General features: G+C 63.1%; 16 protein-coding genes and 1 pseudogene. 9 read left to right on the forward strand and 8 right to left on the reverse strand.

What is annotated here, in order from left to right:
* Window positions 1-255 precede the first annotated feature (255 nt).
* The 7 genes from KF886_22685 (at window position 256) to KF886_22715 (ending at window position 7,517) form a co-directional block, all read left to right on the forward strand.
* Complete coding sequence (locus KF886_22685) at window positions 256-1,845, forward strand: response regulator (protein MBX3180166.1); 1,590 nt, start codon at window positions 256-258, stop codon at window positions 1,843-1,845.
* Window positions 1,842-2,267, forward strand: a complete 426-nt coding sequence (locus tag KF886_22690; protein MBX3180167.1) for a response regulator — start codon at window positions 1,842-1,844, stop codon at window positions 2,265-2,267. The genes KF886_22685 and KF886_22690 overlap by 4 nt, the downstream gene beginning before the upstream one ends.
* A 736-nt stretch (window positions 2,268-3,003) precedes the next feature.
* Window positions 3,004-3,645: a hypothetical protein gene (locus KF886_22695; protein ID MBX3180168.1), complete on the forward strand. Its 642-nt coding sequence runs from the start codon at window positions 3,004-3,006 to the stop codon at window positions 3,643-3,645.
* A 190-nt stretch (window positions 3,646-3,835) separates the two neighbouring features.
* Window positions 3,836-4,777 (forward strand): P-loop NTPase, encoded by a 942-nt coding sequence (locus KF886_22700; GenBank protein ID MBX3180169.1) that lies wholly within the window; start codon window positions 3,836-3,838, stop codon window positions 4,775-4,777.
* 122 nt (window positions 4,778-4,899) lie between these two features.
* Complete coding sequence (locus KF886_22705; GenBank protein MBX3180170.1) at window positions 4,900-5,652, forward strand: polymer-forming cytoskeletal protein; 753 nt, start codon at window positions 4,900-4,902, stop codon at window positions 5,650-5,652.
* A gap of 6 nt (window positions 5,653-5,658) precedes the next feature.
* Window positions 5,659-6,342 carry a zinc metallopeptidase gene (locus tag KF886_22710; protein MBX3180171.1) on the forward strand — a complete coding sequence of 228 codons (684 nt, stop codon included), beginning with the start codon at window positions 5,659-5,661 and terminating at the stop codon, window positions 6,340-6,342.
* An 8-nt stretch (window positions 6,343-6,350) separates the two neighbouring features.
* Entirely contained in the window at window positions 6,351-7,517 is a 1,167-nt protein-coding gene (locus KF886_22715) for a hypothetical protein (GenBank protein ID MBX3180172.1), read from the forward strand.
* A 68-nt stretch (window positions 7,518-7,585) separates the two neighbouring features.
* Here the strand turns inward: KF886_22715 and KF886_22720 are convergent, their stop codons facing one another.
* The 5 genes and pseudogenes from KF886_22720 to KF886_22740 form a co-directional block, all read right to left on the reverse strand.
* On the reverse strand, window positions 7,586-8,650 hold the full coding sequence (locus KF886_22720; protein ID MBX3180173.1) for an ATP-grasp domain-containing protein: 1,065 nt from the start codon (window positions 8,648-8,650) through the stop codon (window positions 7,586-7,588).
* Window positions 8,647-9,576 (reverse strand): glycosyltransferase, encoded by a 930-nt coding sequence (locus KF886_22725; protein MBX3180174.1) that lies wholly within the window; start codon window positions 9,574-9,576, stop codon window positions 8,647-8,649. The genes KF886_22720 and KF886_22725 overlap by 4 nt, the downstream gene beginning before the upstream one ends.
* A gap of 33 nt (window positions 9,577-9,609) precedes the next feature.
* Window positions 9,610-9,870, reverse strand: a pseudogene (locus KF886_22730) (hypothetical protein).
* A 22-nt stretch (window positions 9,871-9,892) separates the two neighbouring features.
* A complete protein-coding gene (locus tag KF886_22735) occupies window positions 9,893-10,273 on the reverse strand; it encodes a DUF423 domain-containing protein (protein MBX3180175.1) in 381 nt (126 codons plus the stop codon).
* 137 nt (window positions 10,274-10,410) lie between these two features.
* Window positions 10,411-10,926 (reverse strand): BrxA/BrxB family bacilliredoxin, encoded by a 516-nt coding sequence (locus KF886_22740; protein MBX3180176.1) that lies wholly within the window; start codon window positions 10,924-10,926, stop codon window positions 10,411-10,413.
* Between the two features lie 203 nt (window positions 10,927-11,129).
* Here KF886_22740 and KF886_22745 point away from each other — a divergent pair, with 203 nt between their 5' ends.
* Window positions 11,130-13,541, forward strand: coding sequence for a response regulator (locus KF886_22745; protein ID MBX3180177.1), 2,412 nt, complete (start codon window positions 11,130-11,132; stop codon window positions 13,539-13,541).
* Window positions 13,538-14,188 carry a helix-hairpin-helix domain-containing protein gene (locus KF886_22750; GenBank protein MBX3180178.1) on the forward strand — a complete coding sequence of 217 codons (651 nt, stop codon included), beginning with the start codon at window positions 13,538-13,540 and terminating at the stop codon, window positions 14,186-14,188. Before KF886_22745 ends, KF886_22750 begins: the two co-directional genes overlap by 4 nt.
* A 106-nt stretch (window positions 14,189-14,294) precedes the next feature.
* On the opposite strand, the gene KF886_22755 is transcribed toward KF886_22750, so the two are convergent.
* The 3 genes from KF886_22755 to KF886_22765 all read right to left on the reverse strand — a co-directional run bounded on the left by KF886_22755 (window position 14,295) and on the right by KF886_22765 (window position 17,110).
* Window positions 14,295-14,933 (reverse strand): hypothetical protein, encoded by a 639-nt coding sequence (locus tag KF886_22755; GenBank protein ID MBX3180179.1) that lies wholly within the window; start codon window positions 14,931-14,933, stop codon window positions 14,295-14,297.
* Between the two features lie 126 nt (window positions 14,934-15,059).
* Entirely contained in the window at window positions 15,060-16,526 is a 1,467-nt protein-coding gene (locus KF886_22760; protein ID MBX3180180.1) for a radical SAM protein, read from the reverse strand.
* Window positions 16,527-16,807: 281 nt separating this feature from the next.
* Window positions 16,808-17,110, reverse strand: coding sequence for a hypothetical protein (locus KF886_22765; GenBank protein ID MBX3180181.1), 303 nt, complete (start codon window positions 17,108-17,110; stop codon window positions 16,808-16,810).
* Window positions 17,111-17,855 lie beyond the last annotated feature (745 nt).

Here is a 17,855-nt window from a genome sequence, read left to right on the forward strand (position 1 = left end):
TGCGCCCCGTACTGCCAATGCCCGCCCGAGGCCATTGGGGGATTCTATCGGATGCCTTCCCGCAGCTTCAAGGCGTGACGGATTCCCAGCGCCGGGAATAAGGACGGAATTTGACATGTTCATCCTATTGTGTGCGGGAAGAGCGGGTTTGGTTCGCTTTTCATACTTTGAGCACCTTTCCGCATGGCTGGGTGGGCCTGGCCCACGGTGAGGTCGCGACCGCTCGCGGCGGCGCGCAAGACAGAAGGGGTTGCCATGCGACGTATTTCTGTAGTGGCGGTAGACGACGATGAAGTTGATTTGGAGGCCTTGCGGCGGACTCTGGCGGCCTGCGACGAGTACTGCGTCGAGTTCAACGGATACCGGAGTTGGGAGCAGGCGCAAGATGCCCTGACTGATCGCGCGGTAGACGTCATTTTTCTCGATTTCTTCCTGGGCAACATCACGGGCACCCGCCTGCTGAAGGAGCTTCGGGAGCGGGGCGATCTCCGGCCCGTGATTATGCTGACCGGAAACGGCAACGAGGGGACGGCCAAGGAGAGCATCCGTCTGGGGGCGTCCGACTACCTCTCCAAGAGCAAGCTTACGCCGGAGGTGCTGGTCCGGGCGATAGAATCGGCCCACCGGGAGTACAAGCTGCGGATGGAAAACGCCTACCTCGAGCAGGAACTGCGCGCCTCCCGGCACCTGGAAGCCATCGGCACGCTGGCCGGGGGTGTGGCGCACGATTTCAACAATTTTCTCGCGGGGATCCTGTCGAGCGCGGAACTGGCGCAGCTCCACGCCACCAATCCCGTCGTCCGCCGGGAGCTGGAGCGGATCATCGGCATTGTGGACGGCGCCTCGAAGGTCATCCGGCAGCTGCTCCAGTTCAACAAGTTCTACGCGGGCGACGGGGAACTCGGATCGGTGGATGTGCACGAGGTGGCCCGATCCACCTTCGCCATCCTGGAGCACTCGCGCCCAAAGGGCATCGCCCTGAAGCTGGACAGCGACAGGGACCAGCCGGCGCACGTGATCGGTTCGGCGGCAAAGATGCACCAGATCCTGTTGAATCTCTGCGTGAACGCGATCGAGGCCATGGAGACCGAGGGGAACCTGCATGTCTCCGTCCGCTGCATCGGCGGCGAGGACGAGCGCGCGGGCGACCTGATTGGGTTGCCGCCGGATCCGTTGGTCGCGATCTATATCGCCGATACGGGCCCGGGCATTCCCGAAGACATCCGGGCCCGGATGTTCGACCCCTTTTTCAGCACCAAGGCCGCCGGCGCCAAGAAAGGCACCGGGCTGGGCCTGGCCACCGTGTGGGAGTGCGTCCACGGTATGGGGGGTTCGATCCGCGTTCGCTCGGAGCTGAACCAGGGCACGGAATTCCAGGTCTTCCTGCCCGCAAGCGCCGCCTCGCCGCCGCCCGCACCCGCCCAATCGGCGCCCGGCGCGTCAATCCGCGGCTCGGAAACCATCCTGCTGGTCGACGACGAGGCGGAGATTCGCGTCACGACGGCGGAGTTGCTGCGCCGCCTCGGCTACACCGTGCACTGCCTGGGTAGCGGCGGGGAAGTGATCGCGGCGCTCGAACAGCAGACCGCGAAGTACGATATCCTCGTGCTGGACATCTCCATGCCGGGCATGGACGGCCGGGAGACGCTGCGGCGCCTCCGCGAGTCGGGCTACACCGTCCCCGTGCTCATGGCCACGGGGCATTCCGCCGAGGCGGAAGGCGGGCTTGTCCGGCAACTGGGCGCCACGGGGGTGATCCAGAAGCCGTTCGCGGTGCAGCGCCTCGCCGGTTGCATCCGCGCCGCGCTCGACACCCCGCAATCCAGGGAGGACCCCGGCGCATGAAGGACCCCGTACACCTCCTTCTCGTGGAGGACGATGACATCGACGCCATGGCCGTAAAACGCGCGTTGCGGGAATACCGCGTCGCGAATCCCCTGACCCTGGCCCGCGACGGACTGGAGGCCTTGGAGTTCCTTCGCGGCAACGGCAAGCGCAAAGCCATTCCGCGGCCGAATCTGGTCCTGCTGGACATCAACATGCCCCGGATGAACGGGCTGGAGTTCCTGCAGGCGTTGCGGGACGATCCGGACCTCTCCGACACGGTCGTGTTCGTCTTGACCACCTCCAGCCGGGAAGAGGACGTTACGGCGGCCTACCGGAAGAACATCGCGGGGTACATGACCAAGCAAAACGCGGGAAAAGACTTCCTGAGCCTGTTCAACATGCTTTCCGAATACTGGCGCATCGTGATTTTCCCGCCCTGAACCGCCATGAAATGCACGATTACTTGCGTTCATTCACGGTTCAAACTCACTGCTTGCGCCCTCCAGGACGACCCTGTACGGCTAGCCGTCAGTTTCCGCAATCTCTTGCGCCCAGGAAATCAATAACCATATGGTGCGAAAGTATTTACGAAGCGAAGACTCCAATGAGAATTTCCGGGCCGTTCCGCAAATTTCATGGTCGAAATTCTTTTCTTGCCCACGGATTACACCGATGACACGGATTGCAGCGACACTCAAACCAAACGAGAAGAAGCAGCCCGCCGCCCGATCAACTCGGCGCCAGATAATCCGAACAGGCTGCGTCGAAAATCGCACGCAGCCGCCGCCACGCATGAACGACCGGAACTATTCTCTATCCGTGTCATCCGTGTCATCCGTGGTCACAACTCCTGATCGCGGCCAGCCGCGGCCCCGGCGCATTCGTGTGCATTGGTGTTCATTCGTGGTTAAGAATGCGCTCTCTGCGTTCTCTGCGGTTAAAGCTATTCTCTGTTTTTCTTCGTGCCCTTCGCGGTGATCATTTCTTTGGTTGCGGCCAGAGGCGGCCGCCCTGCGTTCACTCGCGGTCCTTACCCCTCAATGCGCACCCATCGGCTGCGCCTTCGACGAAATCCGGTTCGTCGCTGATCCTTCCGTTGCAATATACCGGAGAATCGCGGTATTCTTATGGGTGGTGGCGCTTATCCCGCAATACCCACCTGCGAGGTACAGACGGATGTCAATAATAACGGCCGTTATCCTGGGGCTCGTCGGCGCTCTGGAAGTTTCCGGCGAACCGGTAGCCATTGTCGTGGCCTATCCCGGCATGCAAGACATATCACTGAGCCCCGAGGACGTGATGATCTACTCCGAGGATCTTCCCCGAGTGGAGACCATTGTGGATGCCCCGGTTGTGTATTCGCAGCGCACGATGTCGGAGATGGTGGCGGCGAATGTGCCCGAACCCCCGCCGGAGAGTAAGCCGACCCTCCCCAACGAGAGCCGGCAGAAGAAGCGGCTGGATCACACGCCCCCGTTCAACGGAACCGTCACGGGCGACGTAACCATCATCAAGAGCGGGGCGAACGAGCGCATCATCCTGATCACCAATCTGAAGGGCGACGGCGTCATGCAGGTGCTGGTCAAGGGCGGCACCGCCAAATCGGCGCGGGGGGGCGAGGCCAAACCCGTGGTCGACACCCCGCGCATCGTCGTGCGGAACACCAAGGCCACCACCAACATCGACCTCGGGCGGGCCGCTACGGTGAAGTCGGCGGGGGCGATGGCGGCCAGCCAGCGCGCCTCCATGGAGACCCACTTCCAGGGAAAACTGCCCGCCAATCTGCGGGTCGTCGCGGAGCCCATCACGGTCGAGTAGCGCAAGGCGTTTCGGGAAAAAATTTTGCCCTTGTGCCCCTGGACGTGGATCCCGCGTTTTTTCCACAACCCGTAGTGTTGTTCCCCGCCGCCGCCCATTCACGCCGGAGATCCGGCCATTGACCAATCCCCGTTTATCTGCTAAACTCAAGCGGTTCAACTGGATACAACCATGAGGCCGGCGGGCGGTTATGGGACTTGATCCGACACAGCTTGTAAAGAATCAACCGGCGCGCCCGGCCTCGCCCGAGATCCTGGTCGTCGGTGGCGGCAAGGGGGGCGTCGGTAAAACCTGCTTCTCGGTGAATACCGCGGTCGAGATCGCGCGGCGGGGCTGGCGCGTGGTGCTGATGGACGCCGACCTGAGCTGTTCCAACATCGAGTCCGTACTCGGATTTCGCTCGCCCCGGCGGCTGGACGACTTCTTCCACCAAACCGGCCCCAAGTCGCTGCAGGACATTGTCTGCGACACGAATTACCCGAATCTCCGGCTGATTCCAGGCACGAGCGGGCTGATGGACGCCGCAAACCCGCGTTTTCGCGAGAAGGTGGCCCTCATTCGGGAAATGCGCAAGCTCGACGCCGACGTGGTTATTGTGGACCTGGACGCCGGCGCACACCTGAACACGCTCGATTTTTTCCTGATGACCCACACAAACGGGGTGCTCGTTATTACGCCGGAGCGAACCAGTATCGACAACGCGTTCAAGTTCCTCCGGGCGGCCCTATTTCGGCGTATTGAGCGCTTCTACCAGAGCGCGGACGTCGGGATGCTGCTGAAACGCAATGAAACCTTGAACGATTTTCTGGTGTCCATCCGGCGGGCCGATTGCTTCGAAGCGGCCCTGAAAGAGCAATTGTGCAAGGAGCTGATGGCCCTCGCGCAGTCGTTTAAGCCGAAGATCGTGGTGAGCAAGGCGAACAATGCGTACGAGGCCCGCATGGCGGCGCACATTCTCTCGAAGTATACGCGGCAGCACCTGGCGATTGAACCGGACAACCTGGGCTTCGTGTACTTTGATAACTACGTTTCGGAAGCGATAAACTCAGGCAAGCCGTTTGTGGCTGCGGACCCGAAACGTAAGATATCCGGTTGCATCGCGGACATGGCGAGCCGTCTGGGCTACTTCTAGTCCCGGTCGCGACAGGCGCAAGACCGCCGTACGGTTTGCGCGTTTCCCCGTTCACACCTCGCCGAAGGCATGTTCAACGCGCTCCGGACACGCGTGAAGAACCCATCAGGAAACCCTGAACCATGGCGCAAGACCAGTCAAGCAAGACCGATCCGGGCCACCTCGAATTGGATTTCGATCGCGACGCGGACTTTGAAAAGATGAACAACGCCGGGCGGAAGGGCCTTCTGGGCCGCTTCAATTCCCGGTTCAACGACAAGCTTCAGACAAGCCGCGGCCCCGACCGGCAGCGGGATGTGGTTGCGGAAACCGCGGCGATGCCCGAGGCGAAAGCCGACGACCTCGCCATGCGAAGGGCCAGAACGGTGAGTGCACAACGAATGATTATCCCCGAGGGCGTCCTGATTGAGGGCTCCCTCACCAGCGGATCGGATACTGACATCGGGGGCCGCATCGAAGGGAATATAACGGTCGAAGGCCGCCTTCAACTTGGGCCGAGCGCCCTGATCTCCGGCAATGTCCGGGCCGTCTCCTGCAAGGTCGAAGGCCTGGTGGAAGGCAAAGTGGAATGCTCCGAAGACTTGGAACTGGGCCCAACGGGACGCCTGAACGCCGATGTCGTGGCGGGCAAGCGAATATTCCTCGCCGGCCAGGTGTACGGTAACGTGACTACCCCGGGCGTGTTGCGCCTGGCCACCACGTCGAGGGTTGAAGGCGATGTGAAAACCCGCAGCATCCTGATGGAAGAGGGCGCCGTGCTGAACGGCCAGTGCGCGATGCGCGCGCCCGCCCAGCAGCAGCCCCCGCAGCAACAACCTCAACAACAGGGGCAGCAGCAGGGCCAGAACTCCCAGGAAAACCGAAAGAAGAAGTAACGACCGATGATTTTAGACATGCCAAGCCTGCTAGTTTTTGGTGTCACCCTGATCCTGTCCCTTTGGGCCCAGGCGAAGGTGAAATGGGCCTATGCCCGCAATGCGCAGATCGCAACCCGGCGCGGGATGACCGGCGCCGAACTCGCCCGCTGGATGATGCGCCAGGAAAACATTGACGATGTGGGCCTGGAGCCGATCGGCGGCGAACTGACGGACCACTACGACCCGCAGGCGAAAGTGGTGCGCCTTTCCCAGGGCGTCTATAACAGCCAGAGCATCGCCGCGCTGGGCATCGCCGCCCACGAGGTGGGACACGTGATCCAGCACGCCCACGGTTACGCCCCCATGCAGCTGCGCTCGTTTGTGTATCCCGTGGCGAATATCGGATCGAAACTCGCCATGCCCCTGATTCTCGCGGGTCTGTTTATTGCCCAGATGCCGTATCTGCTCTGGGCCGGCGTCTACCTTTTCGCCGCGTCCACCGCCTTCACCGTGGTCACCCTGCCGGTGGAGTTCAATGCCAGCAGCCGCGCGCTTCGCGCCCTCCAGCAGGGGGGCATGATGGACGAAGACGAACTCCGCGGGGCAAAGCAAGTCCTCGATGCGGCCGCCCTCACCTATGTCGCGGCGGCGGTTTCGTCGATCCTGTGGCTGCTCTACTACATCGCCATCGCGCGCGGGCGGGAGTAACCTCCTGCATGGCGTTTGGCCCGGCAGCCCGGCACACATCCCGCTTCTACCTCTACGTGGCGCTGGCGGCCTTTGCCGCCAGTGCCGCGCTGTGTTGGCCCGCCACCGCCGCCGATGATTTTGTATTGCGCATGGTGGGGCGCGCCGAGGGTGTGGGCTTCACCGCGCGCCACGCCGCGCTTCAGGCCGCGCGCCAGGAAGTCATCTGGGAGATCCTCAAGTCCAAGATTGCTTCCGGCGATCTGCGCCCCTACCGCGTCATGGTGCGGAACGCCGACGCCTACATTAAGCGGACCGATGAGCTGCATGTGGACACCGCCGGCGGCCACACGCGCGTGGAAATCGACGCCTACGTGGATATCCACGCCCTCGAACAGGACCTCGCCGCCACCGCCAAACCGCGCCTCGCCACGCCGCCGGCGGTGGCCTGCCTGATCGCGGAGCAGGACGAACACGGCATGCTCTCCATCGCGCCCGACAACATCGCGGAGCGGCGGCTGGTCGAAGGGCTCGAAAAGCTGGAGCTGAAGGCGCACGGACACCAGGACACCGCCGTGAAATTCAAAATGCCGGACCTGCACGAAGCCGTGACCGGGAACCTGATCGCCGCGGCGGCCTACGCCCGGGAGTCCCTCGCCGACGCCGTGGTGCTGGGCGTGGTCACCGTTAGTCGCGAGGCGGATCAAGACAAGACCGGCACCGCGCGGACCGTGGCCAGCCTGGAAGCGCGGGTTTTTCGCGGCAGCGATGGAGACCTGCTCGAGGTCTTCGCGCGCTCCGCCGCCATCACCGGCAACGACGCTGACGCTTGCCGCGAGGAGGCGATAGGCGATGCCGTAACGAAGATAGTCGGGAATGTCACCGTCGCCACGGTGCTTTCGGTGCTGAGCTCGCAAAAGCGCGACGAGGTCCTGATCACGCTATCGAATCCCGGGACCCGCGATCGGATGGCGCTCCTGATGGGTTTGATGAGCCAGGACCCCGCCGTGCACTCCATAGAGGAAGCCTACTTCTCCGAGCGCTCCGCGCGCATACGCGTGGGCTACGACGGGCCCATGAGCCGCCTCGTGGATCTAATCGCCGACAAGCTGTACGACGGCTGGCTCCTCGAAGTGCAGGAAGTCATCGGGCGGGAGATGAATCTCCTCATGCGCCCCCTCGCCGAGGGAGAGTAAAAGCCCCGAATCCCCATCCAGGCGGATTGCACTTCCCGCCACGGCGCATCCCCGGCCTGCCCGAGTTCCTACCCCCGTTCGCGCGGCGCGGTATCGATCAATGCATGCTGGCCGGGCGATTCCAACGAACCCGCTTCGCGAAGCGCTTCGAGCGCTTCCGGCTCAACATAGACCTCGTTCCAGTAGCGGAGTGCTTCGCCCCGGGTTATCAGCGGCAAGCGGACCGGCTCCCCAAGCAGGAAGTGGTTGATCGCTGCTTCCACATCGTTGTAGCCGTAATGGGCCCGGATCGGCGCGGTTCCGGAGAAGCGCGGGTTGATTTCAAAACAGACGGGCCCGCGGTTGGTCTGGCGCAGCTGGACGTTGCAGGGCCCCAGCGGCTTCAGCGCCGCGACAATTGACTCGGCGGCGGCCCGGATATCGGGAAAATCACCCAGCGTTGCGCGGAAGGTGGTGCCCGCGACCAAGTCCCGCCGCATGCAACAGCTCGGGGCGAGCACGCCATCCCGATCGGCGAAACAGGCGACGGTGTATTCTTGCTCCGGGCTGCCGGCATACGCCTGAATCAGGTAACCGGGTTTCCGGCGGATGTAATCGAGGTCGGCGGCGTCCTGCACGGCGAAAAAACCGCGCGCTCCGCCGCCCCGACGCGGTTTGGCCACCAGGGGAAACCCGCAACGGGCCGCAAGCGCGTCCACCGAGCCGGGATCGTCGGTTATGGCGCTCTCCGGCCCCTCAGAACCGCGCGCCGCGAGCCACTGCGCGGTTTTCCACTTGTCGTCGCAGGTCTCCATGACCTCCCAGTCGCTCACGAGGCAGCATGCGCCGGTTTCGGCCTCGATCCGGCCCCGGTGTTGCGCGAGCGCCATCAGGACCGGCTCCGCGCCGGACAGAATGAGCTGAACTCCTTCGTGGCGACAGCAATCGATCAGCCAGGGGAGGAACTCGGGCTCGTGCGCCCAGGGAGAGACGCGGGCACGGTCCACCCAGAAGAGCCCGGCATGATCGGCGCGGATATCCGCCCCGACTACGCGGCAGGCGCGACGGGCGCGCGCAAGGGCCTTGAGAATGCCCTGGCTCACATTGCCGCCAACGGCCAGGACGAGCACCGTCAGCGGCGCGCCCGGGGTCACTCCAGTTCCTCCTGAATGACGTAGTAGGGCCGGGCCTGCACCTCGATATAAATACGGCTGATGTACTCGCACATGAGACCCGTGGCCACGAGCTGGCATCCGGAGAGGAAGAAGAACACGGCGACCACCGTGCCCATCTGGTTGATATCGCCCTGCGTGACCCGCACATACGCAACCCAGAGGCTCATGAGGAACCCAATACCGGCGAGGAACCAGCCGAAAAGCCCGATGGCCTGAAGCGGCGCGGCGGTGACACTCGTGATCAGGTCGAAGGCCGTCCGGATGAGTTTAATTGGCCCGTATTTACTCTGGCCGTGCGGGCGGCCGGCATGGGAAACGTCGATCTCAGTCACGCGCCCGCCCAGCATCGCCGCATCCGCCGGAAGATAGCGGCAGCGATGCGTCAGGGTCAGCATGCGGTCCACGAGTTCGCGGCGAAAGGCCTTGATGGCGCAGCCGTGGTCGCTCAGGGGCACCCGGGTCACGGCGCTGATGTAGCGGTTCAGCCAGCGCGACGGAGCCGTCCGAAAGAAGCTGTCCTGGCGGGTGGCGCGCCGCCCGCTGACCATGTCGTACCCTTGCTCCAGCTTCTCCACCAGGCGGGGGATATCCTCCGGCGGGTTTTGCAGGTCCGCGTCCAACATGACAACAAAGCGCCCGCGCGCCCGCGAAAATCCCGCGTAGAGCGCGGGGCTCTGGCCGAAATTGCGCACCAGAACCACCACCCGGATCCGCGGATCCCGGGCCCGGTGCGCCCGCAACAGCTCCCGGCTGCCATCCGTACTCCCATCGTCCACAGCGACAACTTCCCAAGCCATCCCCGTCGCGTCCAGGGTGGTGGTAAGGCGCTCAAAGAGCGAATCCAGGGCCGCCTGCTCATTGTAGATGGGCAGGACGACAGACAACGTGGGGGAGTCGCTGGACATGGAAGTTCCTGTGTTCCGTGGGGGTCGATCAGATCACAGGATAGTATAGAGACGAGAAGGGAAACAAACGTTGACAGTTGACAGTTGACAGTTGGCAAGTCCAGCCACTGTCAACTGCCGTCCACTCCGTCCACTCTGTCCACTCTGTCCACTCTGTCCACTCTGTCCACTCTGTCCACTCTGTCCACTCTGTCCACTCCGTCCACTCCGTCCACTCCGTCCACTCCGTCCACTCCGTCCACTCCGTCCACTCCGTCCACTCCGTCCACTCTGTCCACTCTGTCCACTCTGTCCACTCCAGCCTCCAGCCTAAAGCCTAAAGCCTCCTTGACGCCTGGAGGGCGCAGGCCCAGCCGATCAGGAAGGCCACGCCGCCAATGGGGGTGATGGCCCCAAGCCATCGCTGGCCGGTGACGGCGAGGAGGTAGAGGCTTCCGGAAAACACGAGGATACCGGCTATCCAGTTCCAGGCGGCGCGGGGAAACCAGGGACTATCCCAGAGATTCGCGGGCGCGAGGCTGCACGCGAGCAGCGCAAGGCCGTGATAAAACTGGTAGCGCACACCAACCTCGAAGATTACCAGCAGGTCGGGTTCCAGGCGCGCCTTCAGGCCGTGGGACGCGAACGCGCCCAGGGCCACGGCGGTCCCACAGGCGATGCACGCCGCCTGGAAGTGAAAACGGGCGTTGGGGGCCATACCGGGTCTCCGTTACTGCGGGTGCGCGATCAAAACCGTCGCGAATGGGGGCTCTCTGGACGGGAAAACGCGGCCGTGGGACCCCACGGCCGCGTGAATACAGTGGGAATGGCCCGCGATCCGCGGGCGGGTGGGAATCAGTTGCCCTGGTAGGGGCTGATGGTGGAGCCGCAGGTGTCCACATGCGGATTCGTATTGTAGACATCCGGCGAAACCGACGGCCCCTTGCGGCTGCATACCTGCTTGAAGGCCTCGGTGAGGTTGTTGGCGATATCAATCGCCGTCATGCGCTCGATGTGGCGTCGCTCCAGCACATGCACCGGCGCGCCATCCTTGAAAAGCGCAATACACGGGGACGAGGGCGCTATTCCGTCCATATAGCCGCGCGCGCGCGCAACCGCGTCCTGATCCATCCCGGCGAACACCGTGACGAGTTCATCGGGGATAACGTCGCCCTGAAGCGCCAGGGTCACGCCCGGGCGTGCGCCGCCAGCGGCACAGCCGCACACGGAATTCACGACACAGAGCATCGTGCCACTTTCCCGGGTGAAAACTTCGTCAACAGCTTCGGGGGTGGTCAGCGGGCGCACGCCCACATTGGCCAGTTCTTCCCACATGGGGCGGACCTGATCGGGATCATACAGGGGTGGCATCGTCTGAACTCCTTATGTCGAACCACGAATGGGTGAGGCAACGTACCGGCTCGCTGCTGGGTGGCTATCTTATCAGAAGAACGCGCATCACTTCACGGGTCGGGGGATTACTTTTCCCACCGCAAGCCTGTTAGACTAACACCGGCCAAGGCCGATTCTATTCCTTCAAGCCTCAATGCGAACTGGAGGGCGTTCGACCGCCCATGCTTAGACCAACCATCGCCATCGCCGAATCGCGGCCTGGAGCGCGGGCCAGCCTGAGTGGCGCCGTCCGAAGACAGTTCACCGATGTCCGCCTGGACGCCATTCCGGATCTGCCCGCCCTCGAGGCGCGATTGCGCAAGGTCCCGCCGGATTGCCTCATCGTTGACGCGGGCGGTGAAATCGGAAAGCTCGGGCCACCCATCGGCCGCAAACTCCGGAAAACAGCCCCCGACTGCCCCGCATTGTGGGTCTTTCCGCGCGGAACGGACCTGCGGCCCTGGATGCCCGTGCTCCGGGCGGGTCCCGGCGATTTTCTGGTTCGCCCGTTTTCCGCCGATCAGCTGGCCGCGCGCATTCGTTTCTGCCTGGCCTCCGGCGGCCACGCCGAGCTACAGCGCGCGAACCGCGTGCTCGCCGGGCTCGTCGAAGCGCGCAGCCACGATCTCTACGAGAGCGACGAGCGCTTCCGGCTGCTGTTCAACTCGTGCAGCGACGGCATCTTCACCGTTGTGCTGCCCGAGGCGGCCGACGAAGAGCGCATCGTCGAGGTCAACCTGCAAATGTGCCACGCCCTGAGCTACCCGCGCGAAGAGTTCCTCGCGATGCTCCCGAAGGATCTGCTGGAGCCGGCGCAGGTAAACTATGTGATGGCGCGCTTGCGCAACCTGGGCACGCAGAAGCTACTCTACCTCGAGACCATTCTGGTCACGCGGGACGGCAAGAAGCTACCGGTGGCGATGACGGCCCGGCACTTCTCGTTCAAGCGGCAGCCCTACATTCTGTTCGTGGTGCGGTTCCGCGCCCGCCCGCGCCATGGCGACAACGCCCCGGGCGGCCTCGACCACGGCTACGGCGCCTTCGCGGCGCAAACGGGCCAGATCATGTACGAGTACAATCTCCGCGCGCAGACCATCCGGCTGACCGGCGCCACCCGGCAGATCACCGGCCATTCGCGCGAGGAGCTCGAATCCCTCGACCGGGAGACCCGCCAGGCCCTGATTCACGAAGATGACCGCCGGGAGGTGTTGCGACGTCTGAATGAAGCGGTTCGGGAGCTGGGCGAATACCAGCTTCAATACCGTGTCCGGCATTCGGAGAATGCGTACCGGCATGTGGAGGATCACGGCATCGTCCTGCCCGACGAGACCGGCGCGCCGTATCGCATGCTCGGCTGCATGCGCGACATCACCGACCGGGTTCGCGCGGAGCAGGAAGAGCGCCTGATCGAGCAGGAGATCCAGCATTCCAAGCGCCTGGAGAGCCTCGGCGTCCTCGCGGGCGGCATCGCGCATGACTTCAACAATATTCTCGCCGCAATTATCGGACTCACGGACATGTCAATCCGCGAACTGGATGGTCCGCCGGATGTGCTGGAAGACCTGGAGGAGTCGCTCCGGGCCGCCCACCGGGCGAAGGATTTGGTCAAGCAGATTCTGGCCTTCAGCCGCCAGACCGGAGAAGAACGCTCGCCGGTCCACCTGCACGTCGTAGTGCGAGAGGCCCTGGGCCTGCTCCGGGCATCCATCCCGCCGGCAATCCACATCATCGACAGCATCGATGTCCACTCCGGCATGGTTCTGGCCAACCCGACGCAGATGCACCAGGTCGTGATGAATTATTGCACGAACGGCATCCAGGCCATGTCCGAAAAGGGGGGCACGCTGGAGGTGCGCCTGGAGGATGTCGAAGTCACGCGCCGTTTCGCGGCCACCCACCCGAAGCTCCACCCCGGACCCTACGTCAAGCTGACCGTGGCCGACAAGGGGCACGGCATCGATCCCGGCAATATCAAACGCATATTCGATCCCTTCTACACCACCAAAGGCCCCGGCGAGGGTACGGGCATGGGGCTCGCCATGGTCTATGGCATCGTGGCGGATCACGGCGGCGCGGTCCTCGTGGAAAGCGTGGTCGGGCAGGGAACCGAGTTTCAGACCTATTTGCCGCGCACGCCCGCCGAGGAGCACCCGCTGCCGGGCGCGCGGGCCGTGGAGGCGCCCGGCCGGGAATCCCTGCTGGTCGTTGACGACGAGCACGCGGTCCGCCGGTTCTGCCAGCGATGCCTGACCCCGCTCGGATACAAGGTGCAAACCCGGAGCAACCCGCGCAACGCGCTCGCGGATTTCAAACGTGATCCGCGCGCTTTCGACCTCGTCATCGCCGACCAGCACATGCCCGAAATGTCGGGAGACGCCCTCGCGCGCCGCATGCGCAAGTTGCGGCCCGATATCCCCATCATCCTCTTCACGGGGTTCAGCAATGAAGTGAGCGAAGGCATCGCGCGGGACGCGGGGATCGCGGAAATCGTCTCCAAGCCCGTGGTCTCCGCGCAGCTCACGGGCGCCGTCCGCCGCGTGCTTGACGCAGCATACGGCCCGCGGCCGGCCCAGCACGAGGAGGCGGCGAAATGAGGTTGGCCGGTCCCCTGTATGCCGTCATGGCGTCGCTGGCAGTTACCGCCCTCTCGTGCCAGCCCGCCCCGCGGACCCCGCCCGTTGCGCCCGTGGAAACAGCCGCGCCGCCCGTCGCCGGCCCGGATCCGCCTGCCGCGCCGGAAGGAGAAACATCCATCCAGGTGGAAGTCCAGGGCGCGGTTGTGGACCCGGATTCCTATTCGTTTCCGCGCGGCGCCCGCCTTCAGGACGCGCTGGACGCCGCCGGCGGGCCGTCGCCCCACGCGGAGCTGCGCGATCTCAATATCGCCGCCCGATTGATTGACGGGAGCGTATTGACGGTGCCATACCAGGCGCGGGGAGAAAGCCCGACGCCGGGCGCGGCCGACCTGAACGTGCCGGCCTACACGCGATCGCGCGGCCAGTATGGCGCGGCAATCGCCGGTGACGCCGGGGAAGGCGCGGCCTCCGCCGCGCGTATCAACCTGAACCGCGCCACCCAGTCGGAACTCGAAACGCTTCCGGGCGTCGGCCCGAAGACCGCCGAGAAAATCCTGCGCTTCCGCGCGCTCCAGCCCTTTTCGAGCGTGGACGACCTGCGCTATGTCCAGGGTATCGGAGACAAGCGGCTGGAAACGCTCCGTCCCCTGGTCACCGTGGATTAACGCCCGCGCACCCCTTCGGCGGGCGGCAGGGCCACCCCGCAAACAAAGCGCGCCCCCGCCAGCACAACCCGGCGGGGGCGCGATATCCTGCCAATTCAAAACGCCGTCAGCGGCCGAGTTTCATAAGGTTCCCGCGTCCGCTGCCGGTCTTGTCGGTACCGTAATCCGCGCGGTCTCCGATGTAGCCGCGCTGGGCGCGCTTGACGCGGCTCTCGCCCGGATCCTTCGCCGCGCGGGAGGCTGCCGCCTTGGACCGCTCGTCGCGTATCTCACGGGCTTCCGCCTTGCGCAGGCCGACCTTGCGATCACCCTCGTAGGGGTAGTAATCCACAAACTTCTGGGCGGGGAAAAAGTACCAGCTGAATACGAAATCCGAACTGTTCCGCGTAAAAAAATCATCCTCGATGTGGCTGTTCAACGCCCCGAGAGACTTGTAGCTCTCGCGCGTGGGCGCGGGGGCAAAGACGCCGCCACGGTAGAGGCTCTCGCCCAGTTCCACGGTTCCGCGCCGCAAGCCGCGGAGCCCCTGCACGCTGCCAGCATAGGGAACGTGCATGTTACCTTCAACAAACTGGTCGCCGGTGTGGTACACGAGGGACTTCACCCCGCGATAGAGCCACTTATACGGGCGGAGGGCCGGTTCCTCATTGTTTCCGAACTGGCCCTGATAGGCCGGCTCCACCGCAAACCCGGCGGGGGCGCCCAGCACGGCGGCCACTAGCGCAATAGCAACGAGAAGTCTCATGGTTTTCCTTCCTTGATGGTCATCCCCAATGTCCATTTGTACACCATGGGGCTATGGTACCCCATGCGGGCGTCAAAAGCAATCGTTTTTCACAGAATCTGTTAACTGAATAGCCGGGCATCCCGTTCAGTTGTTTCCGGTGAATCCCACGAAGTTCTTGCGGCCATTTCCCGTGAAGTAATCGAAAAAGCTGACCAGCCCGTGAAACTTCGCCTTGACGTCCGGCCACGAGTTGATATTCCGCAGCATCCGCCACATCTGAGAGGGCCGCAGGTAGAACTCGCGGAGGCCCTGATCCACCAACTCGTCGATCTGCTCCCGGGGCAGGGTGGCCAGGTTGATCGTGGGGGCCTGCTCGTAGTCGTCGGTCACCCAGTCGCGCCAGTCCCGGGGGATGAGCGCCCCTTCCTGGCGCGCCCACTCGTAGTAGCTGGTGCCCGGGTACGCAACCACGCCGGTGAATTGCGCGGTGTCGATCTTGAGCTCCTTGGACATCTGTATGGTCTTCAGGGCTGTCTCGCGGGTCTCTTCGGGACCGCCGATCATGAAACAGCCGTGGATGCGCAGCTTCGCCTTGGCCGCATTCTCCGCGAACGTGTACATCTGGTCGACCGTGGTGCCTTTTTTTACATTGTTCAGGATCTTCTGGTCGCCGAACTCGAAACCCACGCAGAGCATGCGGCAGCCGGAACGCTTCATGAGGCGCAGGGTCTCCAGATCGTTCAGGTCGACCCGGGCGTTGGCGCTCCACGAGAGTTTCAGGTCGCGCCGGATGATCTCCTCACACAGGGCGATGAGGCGATCGCGCGCGATACGCATGGTCAGGGTGTCGTCTTCAAACATCACCTCCTTCAGGCCGGGAATGATGCGCTTGTTGTATTCCATTTCGTCCACCACCCGCTCCACACTGTGCGTGCGGTAGCGGTGGCCATTCATGACCTGGGGGATCTGGCAATAGGAGCAGCGGTAGCGGCAGCCGCGACCGGTGATCGCCGTCACGAAGGGAAAAAGCTTCGCCCCATCCTTGTAGTCGTGCATGTCGAGGTGATGCCAGGCGGGGAAGGGGAGTTCGTCGAGATTCTCGATGTAGGGCATGTCCGGGTTTTCGCGATACGCCGCGCCATCGAGCCAGGAGACTCCGCGGCACTCGGAAATAGACGCGCCGTTCGCCAGGTCCCGCAGGATGTAGTCGAATTCGTGGCGGGCGACCGCGTCCACGGCCCCATCCGCCGCGCGCAGGGTGGATTCGGGCTCGGCGGATACATGCGGCCCAACCAGAACGTGCATACCGCCAACGGCTTCCTTGCACAGGCGCGCGGACTCGATATCCGCGTAGATCGACGGGGTGGTGGCCTGATAAACCGTCATGTCCGGCCTGAACGTCTTCAGATGCTGCTCGATAACCTCCGGCGTCGGCATATTCTTCGCCTGGCTGTCGAGAAAGAGCACTTCGTGCCCCGCCTGCTCCAGCACCGCCGCGGCGGTCGCCAGGTAGTCCGGATGGCGCTGCACGCGACCGCGCGACCGCGCAAACCAGCGCGCGGACTTCGTGAAGTCTTTTCCAAACATGGGATTTAAGACGGCGACCCGCATGCGTCTATGCTCCTTGCGCCCGTTACCGGAACTCACACCTGCCCGTTCAAAGCAACACGCGCCGGGCGGATAGTATTTCCACGGGGCGCGATTTCAGGCCCGGCGCCCACCGGGTCATCGCAGTATAGCAGAAGCCCCGCGAGAGCTTGCACCCCCGCAATCAGGGCAGTCGCATTTAGACCCAATCGCGGCAATTGGGCGTGAACTCGAGTTGACCTGGAGTCTTGAATCAATGCAAGTGAGCGTGTTGGAGCGCCCTCTTTGACGTTTCAGGTGATTCATTATGGCGCTCGGCTCGGACAGGAAATGTAGTAGAACTTTAGCGGAATGAAGTCGGCCTGATTCGCCTGCGGCACAAATCCGCGCTGCGGCGAAAGTGCCGACCAATGGGAACGCGGGTCGAAGATGCGCCGTGATGGACGGCCCGCCCGCTCCGCGCCGAAGGCGCGAATCTGATAAGCTGCGGGAGTCCGGGTACTATCGTCTTCCCGATCAAATGTGCCGATATTGGAAACACGCCAGGCGCCTCCGGTGGCAGCCGCCTGCACACCCCAACGACCGACATCATTCTCTATCCGTGTCATCAGCGCAATCCGTGGGCACGATTCCTTATCACCGCCGGCGGCTGCTCCCGATGCATTCGTGTGCATTGGTGTTCATTCGTGGTTAAGAATGCGCTCTCGATCATCCACCCGATCCATCTGCGTACCAGAAATCACCCTATGCGCTCTCTGCGTTCTCTGCGTTCAAAACGTTGTCTCCATTTCTCTTCGTGAGCTTTCTCTTCGTGCTCTTCGTACTACTTTCCGTCAACTTCTTGTTTTTTCTGCAGGTTCTTTCGTTCAAGATCCATATAACCGTTTGTTGTAAAGGCATTTACGAAGCTAAAAATCCAGGGGGAATCTCCGGGCCGTTCCACAAGTTTCGTGGTCGAAATTCTTTTCTTGCCCACGGATTACACCGATGACATGGATTGAAGCGACACCCGAACCAAACGAGAAGAAGCAGCCCGCCACCCGATCAACCCCGCTACAATTCCGATGCTGAACAATCCGATCAGGCCACCTTGGAAACAGCACGCAGCCGCCTGCACACCCCAACGACCGAAATCATTTTCTATTCTCTATCCGTGTCATCAGTGCAATCCGTGGGCACAATTCTTGATCACCGCCCGCGCGGCTGCTCCCGATGCATTCGTGTGCATTGGTGTTCATTCGTGGTTAAGAATGCGCTCTCGATCATCCACCCAATCCATCTGCGTACCAGAAATCACCCTATGCGCTCTCTGCGTTCTCTGCGGTTAAAGCTATTCTCTGTTTTTCTTCGTGG

This window comes from Candidatus Hydrogenedentota bacterium (assembly GCA_019637335.1).
Classification (GTDB): Bacteria; Hydrogenedentota; Hydrogenedentia; order Hydrogenedentales; family JAEUWI01; genus JAEUWI01.